At 51.9% G+C, this 18,436-nt stretch carries 14 protein-coding genes and 1 riboswitch; of the genes, 4 read left to right on the forward strand and 10 right to left on the reverse strand.

Features of this window, described 5'->3' with window-relative positions; all coding sequences use genetic code 11:
• Nucleotides 1–20: 20 nt before the first annotated feature.
• Complete coding sequence (moaA, locus tag C4F37_RS01705; protein ID WP_001295301.1) at nt 21–1,010, reverse strand: GTP 3',8-cyclase MoaA; 990 nt, start codon at nt 1,008–1,010, stop codon at nt 21–23.
• Nucleotides 998–1,142, reverse strand: a riboswitch (molybdenum cofactor riboswitch). (Overlaps the previous gene by 13 nt.)
• Nucleotides 1,143–1,406: 264 nt before the next feature.
• On the opposite strand from moaA, the gene yvcK reads away from it, so the two are divergent.
• Nucleotides 1,407–2,315 carry a uridine diphosphate-N-acetylglucosamine-binding protein YvcK gene (gene yvcK, locus C4F37_RS01710; protein WP_001331964.1) on the forward strand — a complete coding sequence of 303 codons (909 nt, stop codon included), beginning with the start codon at nt 1,407–1,409 and terminating at the stop codon, nt 2,313–2,315.
• Between the two features lie 37 nt (nt 2,316–2,352).
• Here the strand turns inward: yvcK and uvrB are convergent, their stop codons facing one another.
• The 5 genes from uvrB to bioB form a co-directional block, all read right to left on the reverse strand.
• Nucleotides 2,353–4,374 carry an excinuclease ABC subunit UvrB gene (gene uvrB, locus C4F37_RS01715; RefSeq protein ID WP_001538485.1) on the reverse strand — a complete coding sequence of 674 codons (2,022 nt, stop codon included), beginning with the start codon at nt 4,372–4,374 and terminating at the stop codon, nt 2,353–2,355.
• Nucleotides 4,375–4,951: 577 nt separating this feature from the next.
• Complete coding sequence (gene bioD / locus C4F37_RS01720; protein ID WP_000030923.1) at nt 4,952–5,629, reverse strand: dethiobiotin synthase; 678 nt, start codon at nt 5,627–5,629, stop codon at nt 4,952–4,954.
• Nucleotides 5,622–6,377: a malonyl-ACP O-methyltransferase BioC gene (gene bioC, locus C4F37_RS01725; RefSeq protein WP_001538484.1), complete on the reverse strand. Its 756-nt coding sequence runs from the start codon at nt 6,375–6,377 to the stop codon at nt 5,622–5,624. The genes bioD and bioC overlap by 8 nt, the downstream gene beginning before the upstream one ends.
• The gene (bioF, locus tag C4F37_RS01730; protein ID WP_001538483.1) at nt 6,364–7,518 is read right to left on the reverse strand and encodes an 8-amino-7-oxononanoate synthase; all 1,155 of its coding nucleotides are present in this window, start codon (nt 7,516–7,518) and stop codon (nt 6,364–6,366) included. Before bioF ends, bioC begins: the two co-directional genes overlap by 14 nt.
• A complete protein-coding gene (gene bioB / locus C4F37_RS01735) occupies nt 7,515–8,555 on the reverse strand; it encodes a biotin synthase BioB (protein WP_000951218.1) in 1,041 nt (346 codons plus the stop codon). The genes bioF and bioB overlap by 4 nt, the downstream gene beginning before the upstream one ends.
• A gap of 86 nt (nt 8,556–8,641) precedes the next feature.
• On the opposite strand from bioB, the gene bioA reads away from it, so the two are divergent.
• Nucleotides 8,642–9,931: an adenosylmethionine--8-amino-7-oxononanoate transaminase gene (bioA, locus tag C4F37_RS01740; protein ID WP_001350189.1), complete on the forward strand. Its 1,290-nt coding sequence runs from the start codon at nt 8,642–8,644 to the stop codon at nt 9,929–9,931.
• Between the two features lie 110 nt (nt 9,932–10,041).
• Here the strand turns inward: bioA and C4F37_RS01745 are convergent, their stop codons facing one another.
• On the reverse strand, nt 10,042–11,172 hold the full coding sequence (locus C4F37_RS01745) for an RNA-guided endonuclease InsQ/TnpB family protein (protein ID WP_000817269.1): 1,131 nt from the start codon (nt 11,170–11,172) through the stop codon (nt 10,042–10,044).
• A gap of 108 nt (nt 11,173–11,280) precedes the next feature.
• On the opposite strand from C4F37_RS01745, the gene C4F37_RS01750 reads away from it, so the two are divergent.
• Both C4F37_RS01750 and C4F37_RS01755 read left to right on the forward strand, forming a co-directional pair.
• Nucleotides 11,281–11,757 (forward strand): kinase inhibitor, encoded by a 477-nt coding sequence (locus C4F37_RS01750; RefSeq protein ID WP_000767391.1) that lies wholly within the window; start codon nt 11,281–11,283, stop codon nt 11,755–11,757.
• 151 nt (nt 11,758–11,908) lie between these two features.
• A complete protein-coding gene (locus tag C4F37_RS01755) occupies nt 11,909–13,192 on the forward strand; it encodes a putative acyl-CoA thioester hydrolase (protein WP_001091599.1) in 1,284 nt (427 codons plus the stop codon).
• Between the two features lie 140 nt (nt 13,193–13,332).
• On the opposite strand, the gene C4F37_RS01760 is transcribed toward C4F37_RS01755, so the two are convergent.
• The 3 genes from C4F37_RS01760 to C4F37_RS01770 form a co-directional block, all read right to left on the reverse strand.
• Nucleotides 13,333–15,594, reverse strand: a complete 2,262-nt coding sequence (locus tag C4F37_RS01760) for a hydratase (RefSeq protein ID WP_001556863.1) — start codon at nt 15,592–15,594, stop codon at nt 13,333–13,335.
• 182 nt (nt 15,595–15,776) lie between these two features.
• Nucleotides 15,777–17,210 carry an anion permease gene (locus C4F37_RS01765; RefSeq protein WP_001036491.1) on the reverse strand — a complete coding sequence of 478 codons (1,434 nt, stop codon included), beginning with the start codon at nt 17,208–17,210 and terminating at the stop codon, nt 15,777–15,779.
• A 75-nt stretch (nt 17,211–17,285) separates the two neighbouring features.
• Nucleotides 17,286–18,338 (reverse strand): 4-oxalomesaconate tautomerase, encoded by a 1,053-nt coding sequence (locus C4F37_RS01770; protein WP_001538479.1) that lies wholly within the window; start codon nt 18,336–18,338, stop codon nt 17,286–17,288.
• Nucleotides 18,339–18,436: the final 98 nt, after the last annotated feature.

Consider the following 18,436-nt stretch of genomic DNA (forward strand, 5'->3'; position numbering starts at 1 on the left):
TGATCTCTCCTTTTGACGTTTTAGCCACCAATGTACGATAAGTTTTGCGTAATACCGGTGTTGTTTTGATGCAGGAAATGGGTCTGTTTTTTCTCCCGCAGCGCCGCTGAAATACGCGCTTCCAGCGCCTGTTGCTGGGTATCGTCTTCCAGCAGATCGCGCAGGTTAACGCCGCCTTCACCAAACAGGCAGAGATGGAGTTTACCAATGGAGGAAACGCGCAGGCGGTTGCAAGTGGCGCAGAAGTCTTTTTCATACGGCATGATAAGGCCAATCTCTCCGGCGTAATCCGGATGACAAAAGACTTGCGCGGGACCGTCGCTGCGTTGACGTAATTGGTGGATCCAGCCGCGACGCAGTAGCTCGTCACGCAGAACCTGACCAGAGATGTGATGCTTACGGAAGAGCTCGCTGCCCTCGCCCGTTTCCATCAGTTCGATGAAACGCAGCTGGATGGGACGATGCTGGATCCAGTTCAGAAAGGTGTCGAGCTGGTGATGATTAACATCACGCATCAGCACGGTATTGACTTTGACCTTCTCAAAACCGGCCTCAAATGCAGCATCGATTCCTGCCATGACCTGGTTGAATTTATCCTGCCCGGTAATGGCATGAAACTGGCGAGCGTCCAGACTGTCGACGCTGACGTTGATGCCAGTAAGTCCAGCATCGCGCCAGTTCGCCACATCGCGCTCCAGACGGTAACCATTGGTGGTGACCGCTATCTGGCGAATAGCGTCGTTTTCTCGCACAGCGGCGATGATATCGGTAAAGTCGCGGCGTAAAGATGGCTCACCACCTGTCAGACGGACTTTTTCGGTGCCCAAACTGGCGAAGGCGCGCGTAACCCGGCGAATTTCATCGACGGTCAGAAAGCCTTTATTGGTGACGCCGCTCGGCTTGTAACCATCCGGCAGGCAGTAGGTGCAACGAAAGTTACACACATCAGTAATCGACAGGCGCAAGTAGTAAAACTTACGCGCAAATGCATCAGTCAGTTGTGAAGCCATGTACACCTTTCCAGATACGGGAGGCGAAGTCATTTCTTCCTTCGCCCTGGTGGCAATCTTTACGAGCATTGTCACGGCCAAAGCACCGTATCAGTTGACCCAGGTGCAGAGGCTAGAGTGTTTAGTGGTTAAGCCGATACTAGCGTGTAAATGAGATTTTTACCATCCACACTTTCGCTATGTAATCATGTATATAGCGTCATGATCGTGCTATTTCGCTACAGAATAAGGGAAAATGGCGGTTTTACTTTGATATACATCATCAGGGAGGCATAGCGTGCATCGTCCTTTAGAGGTAGAAGAAAATAGTTTGTATCCTCAATATTGGCAGGTTAATTGCTGTTTCCTCGCAATTTGCGCTACTGTAGCGCGGATAATCTGACTCCAGGAAACTATATGCGCAATCGTACGCTGGCTGATCTTGATCGTGTCGTTGCTCTCGGCGGAGGGCATGGACTGGGACGCGTTCTCTCATCACTTTCGTCTTTGGGTTCTCGTTTAACGGGTATCGTCACCACCACCGATAACGGTGGCTCGACGGGGCGTATTCGCCGCTCAGAAGGCGGCATTGCCTGGGGCGATATGCGCAACTGCCTCAATCAGCTGATAACTGAACCCAGCGTCGCTTCCGCAATGTTTGAATATCGTTTCGGCGGTAATGGCGAACTTTCCGGGCACAACCTTGGAAACCTGATGTTAAAGGCACTGGATCACCTTAGCGTGCGACCTCTTGAAGCGATCAATCTGATTCGAAATCTGCTGAAAGTGGACGCACATTTGATTCCGATGTCGGAGCATCCTGTTGATCTGATGGCGATTGACGATCAGGGGCATGAAGTATACGGCGAGGTCAATATCGACCAGTTAACTGCGCCGATTCAAGAGTTATTGTTAACGCCGAATGTACCCGCAACGCGTGAGGCGGTTCACGCTATCAGTGAAGCGGATCTCATCATTATTGGGCCTGGCAGTTTTTACACCAGCCTGATGCCAATTCTGCTGCTGAAGGAAATCGCACAGGCATTACGCCGCACGCCAGCGCCGATGGTCTATATCGGCAATCTGGGGCGTGAGTTGAGTTTACCTGCGGCTAATCTGAAGCTGGAAAGCAAGCTGGCAATTATGGAGCAGTATGTTGGTAAAAAGGTAATTGATGCGGTCATCGTCGGGCCAAAAGAGGATGTCTCGGCGGTGAAAGAGCGGATTGTGATTCAGGAAGTGCTGGAGGCCAGCGATATTCCGTATCGTCATGACCGCCAGTTGTTGCATAGCGCGCTGGAAAAGGCATTACAGGCTTTAGGTTAACACGAAGCCGGAAGAATATTCCGGCTTCGTCATCTTGTCACGACGCGGCAATAAACAGCTCACGCAACTGATGCAACTGGTCACGAATTTGCGCCGCTTCTTCGAACTCCAGATTCTGCGCGTGTTGCATCATCAACCCTTCCAGTTCATGGATCTTCTGCTGTAACGCTTTAGGCGACATATCCATCGGCACATTATCCGGTTCAACAATCGGGCGCGATTTTCCTCTGCCCTTCGCTTTGGTTTTGGCAATGTTCTGCCCCAGCGCCAGGATATCGACCACTTTCTTGTTCAAGCCTTGCGGCGTAATGCCGTGTTCTTCGTTGTACTTCTGCTGTTTCTCGCGGCGACGTTCGGTTTCGCCAATCGCTTTCGCCATTGATGGGGTGATCTTATCGCCATAGAGAATCGCTTTACCGTTAACGTTACGTGCCGCACGACCAATGGTCTGGATCAACGAACGTTCGGAACGCAGGAAGCCTTCTTTGTCAGCGTCGAGGATCGCCACCAGCGAAACTTCCGGCATATCCAGACCTTCGCGCAGTAAGTTGATCCCTACCAATACGTCGAACTCACCCAGACGCAAGTCGCGGATAATCTCCATACGTTCGACGGTGTCGATATCTGAGTGAAGATAACGCACGCGCTCACCGTGTTCTTCGAGATATTCAGTGAGATCTTCCGCCATCCGCTTGGTCAGAGTTGTAACCAGTACGCGTTCGTTAATTGCCGCTCGCTGACGAATCTCCGATAGAAGATCATCCACCTGTGTCGCTACCGGCCGCACTTCGATAATCGGGTCGAGTAAGCCTGTTGGACGCACCACCTGATCCACCACATCGCCACCGGATTTTTCCAGCTCGTAATTACCCGGCGTCGCCGAAACATAGATGGTTTGCGGCGCTAATGCTTCGAACTCTTCAAATTTCAGCGGACGGTTATCCAGCGCTGATGGCAGGCGGAAGCCGTACTCCACCAGTGTCTCTTTACGCGCCCGGTCACCGCGATACATGCCGCCAATTTGTGGAATGGTGACGTGAGATTCATCGACCACCAGCAGCCCATCAGCAGGCAGGTAATCAAACAGCGTCGGCGGTGGCTCACCCGGTCCACGACCGGAGAGGAAGCGCGAGTAGTTCTCAATCCCCGAACAGTAGCCTAGCTCGTTCATCATCTCCAGATCAAACTGGGTACGCTGGGTCAGCCGCTGCTCTTCCAGCAGTTTGTTGTTTTCCAATAGCACTTTACGTCTGGCGGCCAGCTCTTCTTTGATCTCCTCCATCGCCTGGACGATGCGCTCGCGTGGCGTGACGTAGTGCGTTTTCGGGTAGATGGTAAAACGTGGAATAGTGGAAACAATCTGCCCGGTCAGCGGGTCAAATAACGACAATCGTTCCACTTCCTCGTCAAACAGCTCCACGCGAAGTGCAATGTCATCCGATTCTGCCGGGAAGATATCAATCACCTCGCCACGAACACGGAAATTACCACGCTGGAATGCTTGATCATTACGAGCATATTGCAGCTCCGCCAGTCGGCGCAGGATCGCGCGCTGATCGATAATCATACCGACCGTGAGATGGAGCATCATCTTGAGATATAAATCAGGATCGCCCAGACCATAAATCGCGGAAACAGACGCCACCACAACCACATCACGCCGCTCCAGCATCGCTTTGGTGGCGGACAAACGCATCTGTTCGATATGTTCGTTTACCGAGGCATCTTTCTCAATGAAGGTGTCGGAACTCGGTACATAGGCCTCCGGCTGATAGTAGTCGTAGTAGGAGACGAAATATTCCACCGCGTTTTCCGGAAAGAATTCTTTCATTTCGCCATACAGCTGGGCCGCCAGCGTTTTGTTGGGCGCAAGTACCATGGTTGGGCGCTGAAGGTCAGCAATGACATTGGCAATGGTGAAAGTTTTCCCGGAGCCAGTCACGCCAAGTAACGTCTGGTGCGCCAGACCATCTTCCAGCCCCTCTTCGAGACGTCGAATCGCCTCCGGCTGATCGCCAGAAGGTTTAAAAGCGGAATTCAGTTTGAACGGTTTACTCATGAGTCGCTACCTGAAGGAGTTGGGCGGGCAGGTATGTAATTTTACTCGTCGTACTTAATTATGCCAACAAATTATACTGGATAAAAAAACAGTTCATCACCATAATATTTCTGTTACAGCGTAAACTCCGCTGTCAATCATGAACAAGATTTACTCTGCGGCGAGATAAAACTCCGGCCTTACCGGGTTATCCCCAAAGCAACGGCTTTTTTAACATTTGTCAAGATGATTGATGACAGTTTTATGGCAAGAGATGCCTGTTCAGTGACTGCCATTGCAATTATCTAACCTGTTAAAAAATAAAAGATATTTCTTTGAGCCGTCTTTAACGCCAATTTGCGTGCAAGCCGCGTATTCTCTCGCTTGCCTCGTGTTTTCTAACTCTAATACACATGGTTATCCACAGGAATAGTGGATAACTGTCTGCAGCCCCTATCCCCCGCCGCCTGGGCAATTCCCACATTCACTGCATGATGCGGAGGTAAAATTTTTTTCGTGATTTTTTAGAATTTAATTGGTTAAATTGCAGTCAATCGGAGACGCGATCTCGCTCACAATTTAACCAAGCACAGGATGACTACATTAAGGCAAGATTGATGTACTTTCCGGTTGCCGCATTTTCTGGATTTTCTGCAAGCCAGGGAATTTCGCCCAGCAGCGGCGCGGGAATCATGCGGGTGAGCGTGGTCATATATTCAGCGTGACGTTTTCCCGGAGGCGTGACATCGTTCGCCACCCACCCCGCCAGAGTCAGTCCGGCGTGTAGTATTGCCTGCGCAGTCAACATCGCGTGATTAATACAGCCGAGTTTCACGCCCACAACCAGTATCACTGGCAGTTGTTCCTGTGTTACCCAATCCGCAAAAGTGAAAGTGTCAGAAAGCGGCGTAAACCAGCCGCCAGCACCTTCCACTAACACCCAGTCAGCCTGTTGTTCAAGCGCGCGTAATCCGGCGCTCATTACCAATGCTTCTATCGGCCTGCCCTCTTGCGCGCTGATGATATGCGGCGAGGTGGGTTCTGCGAAGGTGTAAGGATTTACCGTTGCGTAATCCAGCTGCAGGCTACTGTTGCGCTGTAACGCCAGCGCGTCACTATTACGTAAGCCTTTCGGGGTCTTTTCGCTGCCAGAGGCCACCGGTTTGTAACCTGCCGTCCGGTAGCCTGCTGCCTTTGCGGCTTGTAAAAGCGCGCAGCTGGCGACAGTTTTCCCCACTTCGGTATCCGTTCCGGTGACAAAATAACATTTACTCACGAGCAATCACTCCCAAAAAAAGATGATACGTCAGAGGATATCGCCCCTGTTGTTGCGGCCAGGCCAGTTGCAATCGCTGCAACTGCGAACGCGTTAATATTCGCGGGTCACGCCCTTCATGAATATGCGTGGCACCGATGCCTTTCAGCGAACGCATGGCACTGAGCGCATCATCAAACCACAGCGTGATGGGCTGAATATAATGTTGATAATGAACGGCGTTTAGCGACTGTTCGATTTTATCTGGCGGTAAAAAGCGATTAGCATGCGGGCGCTCGTCCACCGCCTGCCACGCCTGATGCAGTTCGGGTAACGATCCCTGCACCAGCGTGGTAAACGCGACCACGCCTCCGGGGCGCACCACCCGATACAGCTCGCGGAGTGCCATGGATAAATTACCGCACCACTGCACCGCGAGATTGCTCCATGCAAGATCGAACGTCGCAGTCGCTAACGGCAGGGATTCGATATCTCCCGCCAGATAATGGTCTGCGGCATCCTTCTGGCGTGCCTGAACAAGCATTGGCGGAGAGAGATCTAACGCAGTCACCTGCGCGTGACGCTCTCGCCAGCGGCGGCTCATCCAGCCTGGTCCACAACCCGCATCCAGTACGCGGGTGTATTTACGCTGTGGGAGCATTGCCAGTAAGGCGTCAGCACTCTGGCGCTGTAGATCGGCGTGTTGCTCATAGTGTGCGGCTGCCCGTCCAAATGCCGCAGCAATGGCTTGTTTATTAACCGTTGCCATGCAGCACCTCCAGCAGACGGTCGATATCCTGCATTTCATGCGCTGCGGTTAGCGTTAAGCGCAGTCGCGCAGTACCAGCGGGTACGGTTGGTGGGCGAATTGCCGTGACCCAACAGCCTTGCTGGCGCAGTTTTTCTGCCAGTTGTAACGCACGGCTGTTATCACCGACGATCAATGGCTGGATGGCGCTGCATGAGTCAGCAAGCGTAAACGGCAAATCCTGCACTCCGGCACGAAAACGAGTAATGAGTGCCGCCAGTTTTTCGCGCCGTGCATCCCCCTCATCACTGCGAATGACCGCCAGCGACGCACGTAATGCCTGCGCCTGAGCGGGCGGCATACTGGTGCTGTAGATAAGATGGCGAGCGAATTGCAGCAGATAATCCGCCACGGTATCGTAGCAAAGCACCGCTGCCCCGCTGACGCCAAATCCTTTGCCAAACGTCACCACCAGCAATTCTGGTTTTACCTTTTGCAGCCAGCAGCTGCCACGCCCCTGCTCCCCGATAACGCCCGTGCCGTGGGCGTCATCGACCATCAACCAGCCATCGTGCTGTTGCGTTACTTGCTGGATTTCCTCCAGTGGCGCACTATCGCCGTCCATGCTGAACACACCTTCTGTCACTACCAGTTGCTGCCCCGGACAGGGGGAAGCAAGCAGTCGCGCCAGATGAGTGACATCGTTATGAGCAAAACGGCGAAGCGGCGACGGGCTTAAACTTGCAGCCTCCAGCAATGAGGCATGGCTAAGCCGGTCGGCAACAATACGGTCCTCTTTCGCCATCATCGCGGCAATGACAGCCTGATTAGCGGCAAAACCAGAAATAAACAGCAGTGCCCGCGAATAGCCCAGCCATTCGGCCAGTTCTTCTTCCAGCACCTGGTGCGCCACGCTATAACCGCTGACGTGACCGGAACCGCCGCTACCGACACCAAATTGTTCCGCCCCCTGCTGCCAGGCGCGGATAATTTGCGGATGATGGCTTAAACCTAAATAATCGTTACTGGAAAAGTTCAGATACTGGCAATCATCTGCCACCAGCCAGCGTCCGGCTCCTTGTGCCACCGGATAACGGCGACGCAAGGCATCAGCAACACGCCGCGCATCAAGCGCCGCGTCGATTTTCTCCTGCCAGATCATAGTGCTGCCGCGTTGTAATATTCGTCAGTGTCCGGGGTCATCAGCGCCTGCTCCAGACGCTGCTGTTGTTCGTTATCGCCCGCCAGCACGGCAGTTTGCTGCGGATTTAGCCCCAGTTTGCGGAACAGTTGCAGGTCTTTATCTTCTTCCGGATTCGGCGTAGTCAGCAGTTTGCAACCGTAGAAAATCGAGTTTGCGCCAGCCATAAAGCACATCGCCTGAGTCTGTTCGTTCATCTGCTCGCGTCCGGCAGAAAGGCGTACGTAAGAGGTCGGCATCATGATCCGCGCTACGGCAATGGTACGGATAAAATCAAAGGCATCGACATCGTCGTTATCCGCCAGCGGCGTGCCTTTCACCTTCACCAGCATGTTGATTGGCACGCTTTCCGGCGGCGTCGGCAAGTTTGCCAGTTGCAGCAATAATCCGGCGCGATCTTTCACCGTTTCGCCTAAGCCCACAATGCCACCTGAACAGACTTTAATCCCAGCTTCTCGCACTTTTTCCAGCGTATCAAGACGTTCCTGATAGGTGCGGGTGGTGATGATATTGCCGTAAAACTCCGGCGAGGTGTCGAGGTTGTGGTTATAGTAATCCAGCCCGGCATTCGCCAGGCGCTGCGCTTGAGATTCACTCAACGTGCCCAGCGTCATACACGCCTCCAGACCCATCGCTTTTACCCCCTGCACCATTTGTTCCAGGTACGGCATATCGCGTTCGTGGGGATTCTTCCACGCCGCGCCCATACAGAAACGCGTCGATCCCGCCGCTTTCGCTTTGCGCGCCGACTCCAGCACCTGTTCAACTTCCATCAACCGCTCGGCTTCCAGCCCGGTTTTGTAGCGCGAGCTTTGCGGGCAATATTTGCAATCTTCCGGACAAGCTCCGGTCTTAATCGACAGCAAAGTGCTGACCTGCACCTGACGAGGATCGAAATGCTGACGATGCACCTGCTGCGCTTCAAACAGCAGATCCAGCAACGGTTTTTCAAATAATTCTGTGACTTGCGACAATGTCCAGCGTGGACGGTGAGCCATGGGGCTTCTCCAAAACGTGTTTTTTGTTGTTAATTCGGTGTAGACTCGTAAACCTAAATCTTTTCAATTTGGTTTACAAGTCGATTATGACAACGGACGATCTTACCTTTGACCAACGCCATATCTGGCACCCATACACATCCATGACCTCCCCGCTGCCGGTTTATCCGGTGGCAAGCGCCGAAGGTTGCGAGCTAATTTTGTCTGACGGCAGACGCCTGGTTGACGGTATGTCGTCCTGGTGGGCGGCGATCCACGGTTACAATCACCCGCAGCTTAATGCGGCGATGAAGTCGCAAATTGATGCTATGTCGCATGTGATGTTTGGCGGTATCACCCATGCGCCCGCCATTGAGCTGTGCCGCAAATTGGTGGCAATGACGCCGCAACCGCTGGAGTGCGTTTTTCTCGCGGACTCCGGCTCCGTAGCGGTAGAAGTGGCGATGAAAATGGCGTTGCAGTACTGGCAGGCCAAAGGCGAAGCGCGCCAGCGTTTTCTAACCTTCCGCAATGGTTATCATGGCGATACCTTTGGCGCGATGTCGGTGTGCGATCCGGACAACTCAATGCACAGCCTGTGGAAAGGCTATCTGCCAGAAAACCTGTTTGCTCCCGCCCCGCAAAGCCGCATGGATGGCGAATGGGATGAGCGTGATATGGTGGGCTTTGCCCGCCTGATGGCAGCGCATCGTCATGAAATCGCGGCGGTGATCATTGAACCGATTGTCCAGGGCGCAGGCGGGATGCGCATGTACCATCCGGAATGGTTAAAACGAATCCGCAAAATGTGCGATCGCGAAGGTATCTTGCTGATTGCCGACGAGATCGCCACCGGATTTGGTCGTACCGGCAAACTGTTTGCCTGTGAACATGCAGAAATCGCGCCGGATATTTTGTGTCTCGGTAAAGCCTTAACCGGCGGCACAATGACCCTTTCCGCCACGCTCACCACGCGCGAGGTTGCGGAAACCATCAGTAACGGCGAAGCCGGCTGCTTTATGCATGGGCCAACTTTTATGGGCAATCCGCTGGCCTGCGCAGCAGCAAACGCCAGCCTGGCGATTCTTGAATCTGGCGACTGGCAGCATCAGGTGGCGGCTATTGAAGCGCAGCTACGCGAGCAACTTGCCCCCGCCTGTGACGCCGAAATGGTTGCCGATGTGCGCGTACTGGGGGCAATCGGCGTGGTCGAAACCACTCGTCCGGTGAATATGGCAGCGCTGCAAAAATTCTTTGTCGAACAGGGTGTCTGGATCCGGCCTTTTGGCAAACTGATTTACCTGATGCCGCCCTATATTATTCTCCCGCAACAGTTGCAGCGTCTGACCGCAGCGGTTAACCGTGCGGTGCAGGATGAAACATTTTTTTGCCAATAACGGGAAGTCAGCGTGAGGGTTTCTGGCTACACTTTCTGCAAACAAGAAAGGAGGGCTCTTGACGGCTCCCCGCCCTGAATGACGGGGATTCCCACTTCAACAAGCCGAACCTAAGCCGCGTGCTGCGATTCAGGGTTTACAGGCTCTCCGTGGGCTAACACTGCCAGCCCGGCAGCTTTAATATTACGTGCCGCGTTAATGTCGCGATCATGGTCTGCGCCGCATTCAGGGCAGTGCCATTTACGAACATTAAGAGGCATTTTTTGCATGGTGAAACCGCAGCAACTACAGCATTTTGAGGACGGTAAATACTGGTCAATGGCGACCACTGACCGCCCGGCCCATTTGCCTTTGTACTGGAGCTGGCGAACAAGTTCGCTCCAGCCTGCGTCAGCTATTGCTTTAGACAGCTTCGGGTTGCGGATCATGTTTTTCACCTTGAGGGATTCGACGCAAACAACTTGGTTTTCGTTAATCAGTTTGCGGGACAACTTGTGCAGATTGTCCATCCGGCAATCGGCGATTTTCGCGTGGAGTCGGGCGACCTTTAAGCGGGCTTTAATTCGGTTTCTTGAGCCTTTTTGCTTCCTGCTTAAACGTCGCTGTAGCAGCGTTAATCGCTTCGCATATTTAGCGGTGTGGCGGGGATTGTCGGTTTTGAATCCGGTATCGGTGACGAATAAATCTTTTAAGCCCACATCAATGCCGACCGTTTTAGCGGTAACAGGCATTGATACAGGTTCAAACTCACACAGGCAGGAAACAAAGTACCTGCCAGCGCTATCTCTGGAAATGGTAACGGTTGACGGCGCAGATGGTAATTCTCGACTCCAGCGAACATCCAGCGGCGACTTGCTCTTTGCTATATACAACTCGCCGTCACGGTGTTTAAACGCGCTGGCAGTGAACTCAGCCACCTGTTTGTGCCGTTTGCTTTTGAAAGCCGGATATGCAGCTCGTCCGGCAAAGAAGTTAGCAAAGGCGGCTTGTTGGTGGCGCAACGACTGCTGGAGGGGAACGCAGGAAACATCATTCAGCCATATGTATTCAGGCTCTTTTTTGAGCGCCGTAAGGCGAGCGTTGGCCTGTAGATAACCGATCTTTTCTTTTCGCTCGTAGTACGCATCGGTACGCCAACGAAGGATGGAATTGTAGACGAAGCGCACACAGCCAAACGTCTGAGCTAAAAGCTCAGCCTGCTCAGTTGTCGGGTAAAACCGGTATTTATATGCGCGTTTCATGTGTTCACATACTAAAGAGGAAAATGTGATTATGCAAAGTACAGTTAGTCGGAAAACCGCCTCCTTTCCTCCCCGGTCTGAAGGCCGAGGTTTCCCGGAGGCATTCTAATGAAACTCATCAGTAACGATCTGCGCGATGGCGATAAGCTGCCGCATCGTCATGTCTTTAACGGCATGGGTTACGATGGCGATAATATTTCACCGCATCTGGCGTGGGATGATGTTCCTGCGGGAACGAAAAGTTTTGTTGTCACCTGCTATGACCCGGATGCGCCAACCGGCTCCGGCTGGTGGCACTGGGTAGTTGTTAATTTACCCGCTGATACCCGCGTATTACCGCAAGGGTTTGGCTCTGGTCTGGTAGCTATGCCAGACGGCGTTTTGCAGACGCGTACCGACTTTGGTAAAACCGGGTACGATGGCGCAGCGCCGCCGAAAGGCGAAACCCATCGCTACATTTTTACCGTTCACGCGCTGGATGTAGAACGTATTGATGTCGATGAAGGTGCCAGCGGCGCGATGGTCGGGTTTAACGTTCATTTTCACTCTCTGGCGAGTGCCTCGATTACTGCGATGTTTAGTTAATCACTCTGCCAGATGGCGCAATGCCATCTGGTATCACTTAAAGGTATTAAAAACAACTTTTTGTCTTTTTACCTTCCCGTTTCGCTCAAGTTAGTATAAAAAAGCAGGCTTCAACGGATTCATTTTTCTATTTCATAGCCCGGAGCAACCTGTGAACACATTTTCAGTTTCCCGTCTGGCGCTGACATTGGCTTTTGGCGTGACGCTGACCGCCTGTAGCTCAACACCGCCCGATCAACGTCCTTCTGATCAAACCGCGCCTGGTACCTCTTCTCGCCCGATTCTGTCGGCAAAAGAAGCGCAGAATTTCGATGCTCAACACTATTTTGCATCCCTGACACCAGGTGCGGCAGCGTGGAATCCTTCCCCGATTACCCTGCCTGCGCAACCTGACTTTGTTGTCGGCCCGGCGGGTACTCAAGGTGTAACGCATACCACGATTCAGGCGGCGGTAGATGCGGCAATTATCAAGCGTACCAACAAGCGCCAGTATATTGCCGTGATGCCTGGTGAGTATCAGGGAACGGTGTATGTCCCTGCCGCTCCGGGTGGAATTACTCTATACGGTACAGGTGAAAAACCGATTGATGTGAAGATTGGGCTTTCCCTTGATGGTGGCATGAGCCCTGCCGACTGGCGTCACGACGTCAACCCGCGCGGCAAATATATGCCAGGTAAACCGGCGTGGTATATGTACGATAGCTGCCAGAGTAAACGCAGCGACAGTATCGGTGTTCTCTGCTCTGCGGTCTTCTGGTCACAAAACAATGGCCTGCAACTGCAAAACCTGACCATCGAAAACACGCTGGGCGATAGCGTAGATGCGGGTAACCATCCGGCGGTGGCACTGCGTACTGATGGCGACAAAGTGCAGATCAATAACGTCAACATTCTCGGTCGTCAGAACACCTTCTTTGTCACCAACAGCGGTGTGCAGAACCGTCTGGAAACGAATCGTCAGCCGCGTACGCTGGTGACCAACAGCTATATTGAAGGGGATGTGGATATCGTTTCTGGTCGCGGCGCAGTGGTGTTCGATAACACCGAATTCCGCGTGGTGAACTCCCGTACCCAGCAAGAAGCGTATGTGTTTGCACCGGCTACGCTGTCCAACATTTACTACGGTTTCCTCGCCGTAAACAGCCGTTTCAATGCTTCCGGTGATGGCGTGGCGCAACTGGGCCGCTCGCTGGATGTTGATGCCAATACCAACGGTCAGGTAGTGATCCGTGATAGCGCCATCAACGAAGGTTTTAACACAGCCAAACCGTGGGCTGATGCGGTGATCTCTAATCGTCCATTTGCGGGTAACACCGGCAGCGTTGATGATAACGACGAAGTACAGCGCAATCTGAATGACACTAACTACAACCGCATGTGGGAATACAATAACCGCGGCGTGGGTAGCAAAGTGGTTGCAGAGGCGAAGAAGTAGGAGCTGTTAACTATGTGCCGGATGCGGCGTAAACGCCTTATCCGGCCTACAGTTCGATACGATTTGTCGGTCGGATAAGATGCGCCAGCATCGCATCCGACAATAAGTGCCGGATGCGACCTACATTCACATGGCGCTTTTTACATCTGACGGTTTTTATTGAAGTTAATCAAACTACCTGCCTTGATAATCTCGCGCTCTTCAGCAGTCAGACTTTCCATATAGAGCGTAATCTCCGTTACCGGTGCATCTTCATGGATCACATAACCTTTAAACGTCGTTCCAGGATTATCCAGCGCCGCTTTAATGCCAGGGATATAAATGTAATCACCTACGTCAAAGTTCGGTACTTCCGCCATCTGCAGCGGTAACATCCCCCAGTTGATGACGTTAGAACGATAGCGTTTAGTCGCGTACTCCTCGGCAATATTCGCCAGACCGCCAATCACACGCTGACAACTCGCCGCCTGTTCACGCGCAGAACCATCGCCTGGTTTCACCGCATAAACCATGCTGCCAATTTCAGTTTGCAGCGGATCAACATGTTCCTGACCAGCAATCTGCTTAATGCGCGCAAACACATCTGCCATCTCGCTGACATTTCCCGCCAGACGCTGATTTTCCAGCTCGGCAGTCGCTTTACTTCTGCCAACATAACCTGGATCGCGGCGTGACAGAGTAAACTCCGCCAGACCAATCGGATTTGAACGATATGAAGAGGTTTCACCGGAAGGAATCAGTTCGTCGGTGGTGGTCACTTCGTCGAGGATCTTCGAGCACACTTTGAGGACGATATTGTCAGTCAGCGCACCCAATTCTGGCCAGTCTTTAATGTTCGGTCCGTAAATCAGCGGTTGCTGGGTCGCCCCTTTCACAAAGCCCTGATAAACACGGTTTTTATACGGCGTTACATCGAAGGCGTACTCCGGCACGTTGTCCCAGCAATCGAGTTCGCTGGCAGAGGTTAAATAGCCACCGTTTGCCGCAGTCGCAGCGATAGAACGAGCGTCCATCAACGCCACCGCTGACATCTGCCCATTAGCTGGCTTAGAGCCTTCGCGGTTCGGGAAGTTACGCGTGGTGTGGCGAATACTCAAACCGTTGTTGATTGGCGTATCGCCCGCGCCAAAGCATGGGCCGCAGAACGCGGTTCTGATGATTGCGCCTGCGCCGATCAAATCTGCTACCACACCTTTTTTGGCGAGATCCATAAACACCGGCTGTGATGACGGGTAAACCGCTAACGAGAAGGTGTCATTGCCGCAGGATTGACCGCGCAGCGCATTCGCCGCCGCGATGACGTTTTCGTAGTTACCGCCAGAACAGCCCGCGATAATCCCCTGCTGCACTTTCAGGCGACCATTTTCCACTTTATCCAGCAGCGAGAGTTTGGCTTTACCGTGCGCCACGCGTTCGGACTCAATTTCAATCTCACGCAGAATGTCGGTCAGGTTCTGGTTCAGCGTGTCGATTTCATACACGTTGCTCGGGTGGAATGGCAGCGCAATCATTGGTTTGATGGCGCTTAAATCAACGCTGATGCAGCCATCGTAGTACGCCATTGGTTGAGGGTTAAGTTGGCAGTAATCCTGGCCGCGACCGTGCAGCGCCAGCCAGTTATGGACTTCTTCATCGGTTTGCCAGACAGAACTTAAACAGGTCGTTTCAGTGGTCATCACGTCAACGCTGTTACGGAAATCGGTAGAGAGCGCTGCAACACCGGGACCTACGAACTCCATCACTTTGTTTTTGACGTAACCGTTTTTGAACACAGCACCGATGATAGCCAGCGCCACATCCTGCGGCCCCACATACGGCGCAGGTTTTCCGGTCAGATGCACCGCAACCACGCCCGGATAGTCGATATCCCAGGTGTCATTAAGCAGCTGTTTTAACAACTCGCCGCCGCCCTCGCCAACCGCCATTGTCCCTAACGCACCGTAACGGGTATGGCTGTCTGACCCGAGGATCATTTTGCCGCCGCCCGCCATCATTTCACGCATATATTGATGGATGACCGCAATATGCGGTGGCACAAAAATACCGCCATAACGCTGGGCCGCCGATAAACCAAAAACATGGTCATCACCGTTAATGGTGCCGCCCACAGCACAGAGTGAGTTATGGCAGTTGGTCAGCACATACGGCAGCGGGAAACGTTCCATACCGGACGCTTTAGCGGTCTGTACAATACCAACAAAGGTAATATCGTGAGAGGCTAATGAATCAAACTTAATTTTAAGTTTATCCATATTTCCGGACGTATTATGAGAAGAGAGAATAGACCAGGCAATAGTGCCTTTTTTTGCTTCTTCTTTTTTTATTTCGCCGGTGAAATGTTCTTCGGCAATTATTTCGTTATTGCTGGCGAGAAACACGCCTTTTTCAGATAACTTGATCATCAAATGCTCCAGATATCTGCGCACCGTGAAGTGCGCAGAAAGATAATAAATGGATATACTCTAAATAATTCGAGTTGCAGGAAGGCGACAAGCGAGTGAATCCCCAGGAGCTTACATAAGTAAGTGACTGGGGTGAGCGAACGCAGACGCAGCACATGCAACTTGAAGTATGACGAGTATATTTACAGCATGTTCCAGCCGATCAGCATATTCCACCACCACACGCCGAGGGTGATATGCACCAGGAAGGTTAATATCGTCAGTACCGCACCGACCAACCACCAGGATTTAATATCGTTGTAACCCACGCCAAAGATGACCGGACCTGCCGCGCCGCCATAGTGAGTAACCATGCCGCCATAGGAGTTAGAGAACAACAGTGCCAGCGCGGTTAACATTAACGGTGCGCCGGAGACATTCGCCAGCATGGCAAACACAGGTAACATAGCAACGATATAGGCACTACCAGAAGCGAAGAAATAACGCACGATGATGCTGAGGAAAATAATAACGAAGAAAGCAACGTTACCGTGACCATCAAATGCCAGGTTATTTTTAAAGACTTCAGCTAACCATTCGAAGAATTTAACTTTCGATAATAAGGAGCTTAAGCCGATAATACCGCCGTACCAGATTAAGGTATTCCAGCCGCCTTTATTTTTAACCACGTCTTCCCAGGTAACGATACCCAGCAGCAGCATAGTTGCCATAACAACGATTGCCACGGTGGATTCATCAACCCCCAGAGACTTACTGAAAATCCAGCCCAGCAGCGCCAGCACAAAGACACCGAGCAGCATTTTTTCGCGGATTTTCATCGGTCCCAGTTCGGCAAGGCCCGCTTTAGCGATGGTTTTGTTATCCACCTTCTTAATTTCTGGTGGATACATGGTGTAAATCACCAGCGGGGTGACCAGCAGCATAATGATGCCCGGCAATCCGGCGGCTAACGCCCATCCACCCCAGCTAATTTGCAGGTGCAGAATGTCGTTGATCATTTTCAGCGCCAGAATGTTCCCCGCCATTGCAGTAAAGAACATATAGCTGGTGGTTTTGGTGACCATGTAAATGGACATCATCAGGTAATGTCCAACACGACGCGGACTTTTTTCCGGTTCTGATCCCAAAGCCACTGCCACGCTGTTGATGATCGGTAACACGATGCCGCCCGCACGCGCGGTGTTAGACGGTGTTGCCGGAGCCAGTACCAGATCGAGAAATACCGTAACGTAACCCAGACCCAGGGTAGTGCTACCAATTTTACCAATCAGCAGATAGGCAATACGTTTACCTAAGCCTGTGGTTACAAACGCGGCGCTTAAAGTAAACGCAGAAAACACCAGCCAGGTGGTACCGGAAGAGTAACCGCTTAATACGGCGGTGGTTTTAAATTCCCCACCTGATAAGTTACCCACCACTACCATCGATGCGGCGACGGCAATTAACAGTACGACAGGTTCCGGGAAAGGCTTGATAACCAGCCCCACAATGGCCGCCAGGTAAATACCAAAAAGCACCCACGCCAGTTCGCTTAATCCTGCCGGAGCTGGCATAAAGCCAATAATACATGGGATCGCTAATATCAGAATTAGCTTCCATAACGATTTTTTATTCATTTAATATCCTGTTCTTTCTGTATGACTCATACAGAATTCCTTTATTGATTGTCATTATCACGACAACAAAATTTTTCAGGGAAGATAAACTTCACCGGAAAATATTTTTCTTGTCGTCCGAATAACAGATGCGCGTAACGTCGTGGCATCCTGACCTTCATTACTTAAATGAACGTCGAGCGCACCACTGGGGTGTTCAATATTGATATTGCCGTATCCTACAGAAGGGACGATTTGTCGGGTGACGGTGCCTTCCAATGCACAACTACTGGAAATAGCAATAGCACCGGTTATCGCCAAAGCGCGATGGCAAGAATGCGGCATAAAATAACGCACATTAATTGCCCCGCCTTTCTGCGCTGGAGAAATAAGTACAGGTTTAGGGATAACCATATTACTGACATCGCCTAAGCCCATTGCTTTACCCGCTTGTAGACGGATAGATTCAATGCGGGCTAATAATGCTTTGTCGGCATCCAGCTCTGCCGGTAATTCATAGCCTGTTTTTCCCAGATATTCAGCAGGAATAATGACAACTGGCATCGCCATATCGATACAGGTCACCGGGACATCGTCAAAATAATCAATCTGATTATCCGTCGGGAAGACTTTTCCGGTTTTCGTTCCGGCGGCATTCAGGAAAGTGAGCGCAACCGGTGCGGCAGTACCCGGTACGCCGTCAATTCTGGCGCTACCCTCGTACTCGACAACACCATTTGACGTTTGCACATCAGCTTCGATAAATGTACCCGTATTGACGTTGCGGATACGTACGCGGGTAACTGGCGAAGTCGCTGCAATCAAACCATTTTCAATGGCGAATGCCCCAACGCCAGACAGCATATTGCCGCAGTTAGGCGTGGTATCGACACGTTGCTCATGGACGATAACTTGAGCAAACAGATAATCGACATCTGCACGCGGATCGCTGGAGCGGCTAATAATGGCGACTTTACTGGTCAGCGGATTACCGCCGCCAATACCGTCAATTTCCAGATCGTTACCGGAACCCATAATTGCCATCAATATTTTATCGCGCTGCGTTTGATCTTCGGGTAGATGTTCCGCTAACAGGAACGCGCCCCTCGAGGTTCCACCTCGCATCATCACGCAGGGTATTTTTTTCATAATAATGCCCTCAATTTAAAAACATAACTTATTGCGATATGGTTACATTAAGGGCAAAGCATCTCTAATGACTTTAGCTCAACGATTAATAACATTTT

Origin of the sequence: Escherichia sp. R1 (assembly GCF_003000935.1) — a bacterium.
Taxonomy (GTDB): domain Bacteria; phylum Pseudomonadota; class Gammaproteobacteria; order Enterobacterales; family Enterobacteriaceae; genus Escherichia; species Escherichia coli.

Excerpts from the sequence above, each read along its gene's own strand:
- C4F37_RS01750 (WP_000767391.1), top strand. The coding sequence starts at position 11,281 with ATGAAACTCATCAGTAACGATCTGCGCGATGGCGATAAGCTGCCGCAT.
- yvcK (WP_001331964.1), top strand. The coding sequence starts at position 1,407 with ATGCGCAATCGTACGCTGGCTGATCTTGATCGTGTCGTTGCTCTCGGC.
- bioB (WP_000951218.1), bottom strand. The coding sequence starts at position 8,555 with ATGGCTCACCGTCCACGCTGGACATTGTCGCAAGTCACAGAATTATTT.
- bioC (WP_001538484.1), bottom strand. The coding sequence starts at position 6,377 with ATGGCAACGGTTAATAAACAAGCCATTGCTGCGGCATTTGGACGGGCA.
- bioA (WP_001350189.1), top strand. The coding sequence starts at position 8,642 with ATGACAACGGACGATCTTACCTTTGACCAACGCCATATCTGGCACCCA.
- C4F37_RS01760 (WP_001556863.1), bottom strand. The coding sequence starts at position 15,594 with ATGATCAAGTTATCTGAAAAAGGCGTGTTTCTCGCCAGCAATAACGAA.
- moaA (WP_001295301.1), bottom strand. The coding sequence starts at position 1,010 with ATGGCTTCACAACTGACTGATGCATTTGCGCGTAAGTTTTACTACTTG.
- C4F37_RS01770 (WP_001538479.1), bottom strand. The coding sequence starts at position 18,338 with ATGAAAAAAATACCCTGCGTGATGATGCGAGGTGGAACCTCGAGGGGC.
- C4F37_RS01765 (WP_001036491.1), bottom strand. The coding sequence starts at position 17,210 with ATGAATAAAAAATCGTTATGGAAGCTAATTCTGATATTAGCGATCCCA.
- bioF (WP_001538483.1), bottom strand. The coding sequence starts at position 7,518 with ATGATCTGGCAGGAGAAAATCGACGCGGCGCTTGATGCGCGGCGTGTT.
- C4F37_RS01745 (WP_000817269.1), bottom strand. The coding sequence starts at position 11,172 with ATGAAACGCGCATATAAATACCGGTTTTACCCGACAACTGAGCAGGCT.
- uvrB (WP_001538485.1), bottom strand. The coding sequence starts at position 4,374 with ATGAGTAAACCGTTCAAACTGAATTCCGCTTTTAAACCTTCTGGCGAT.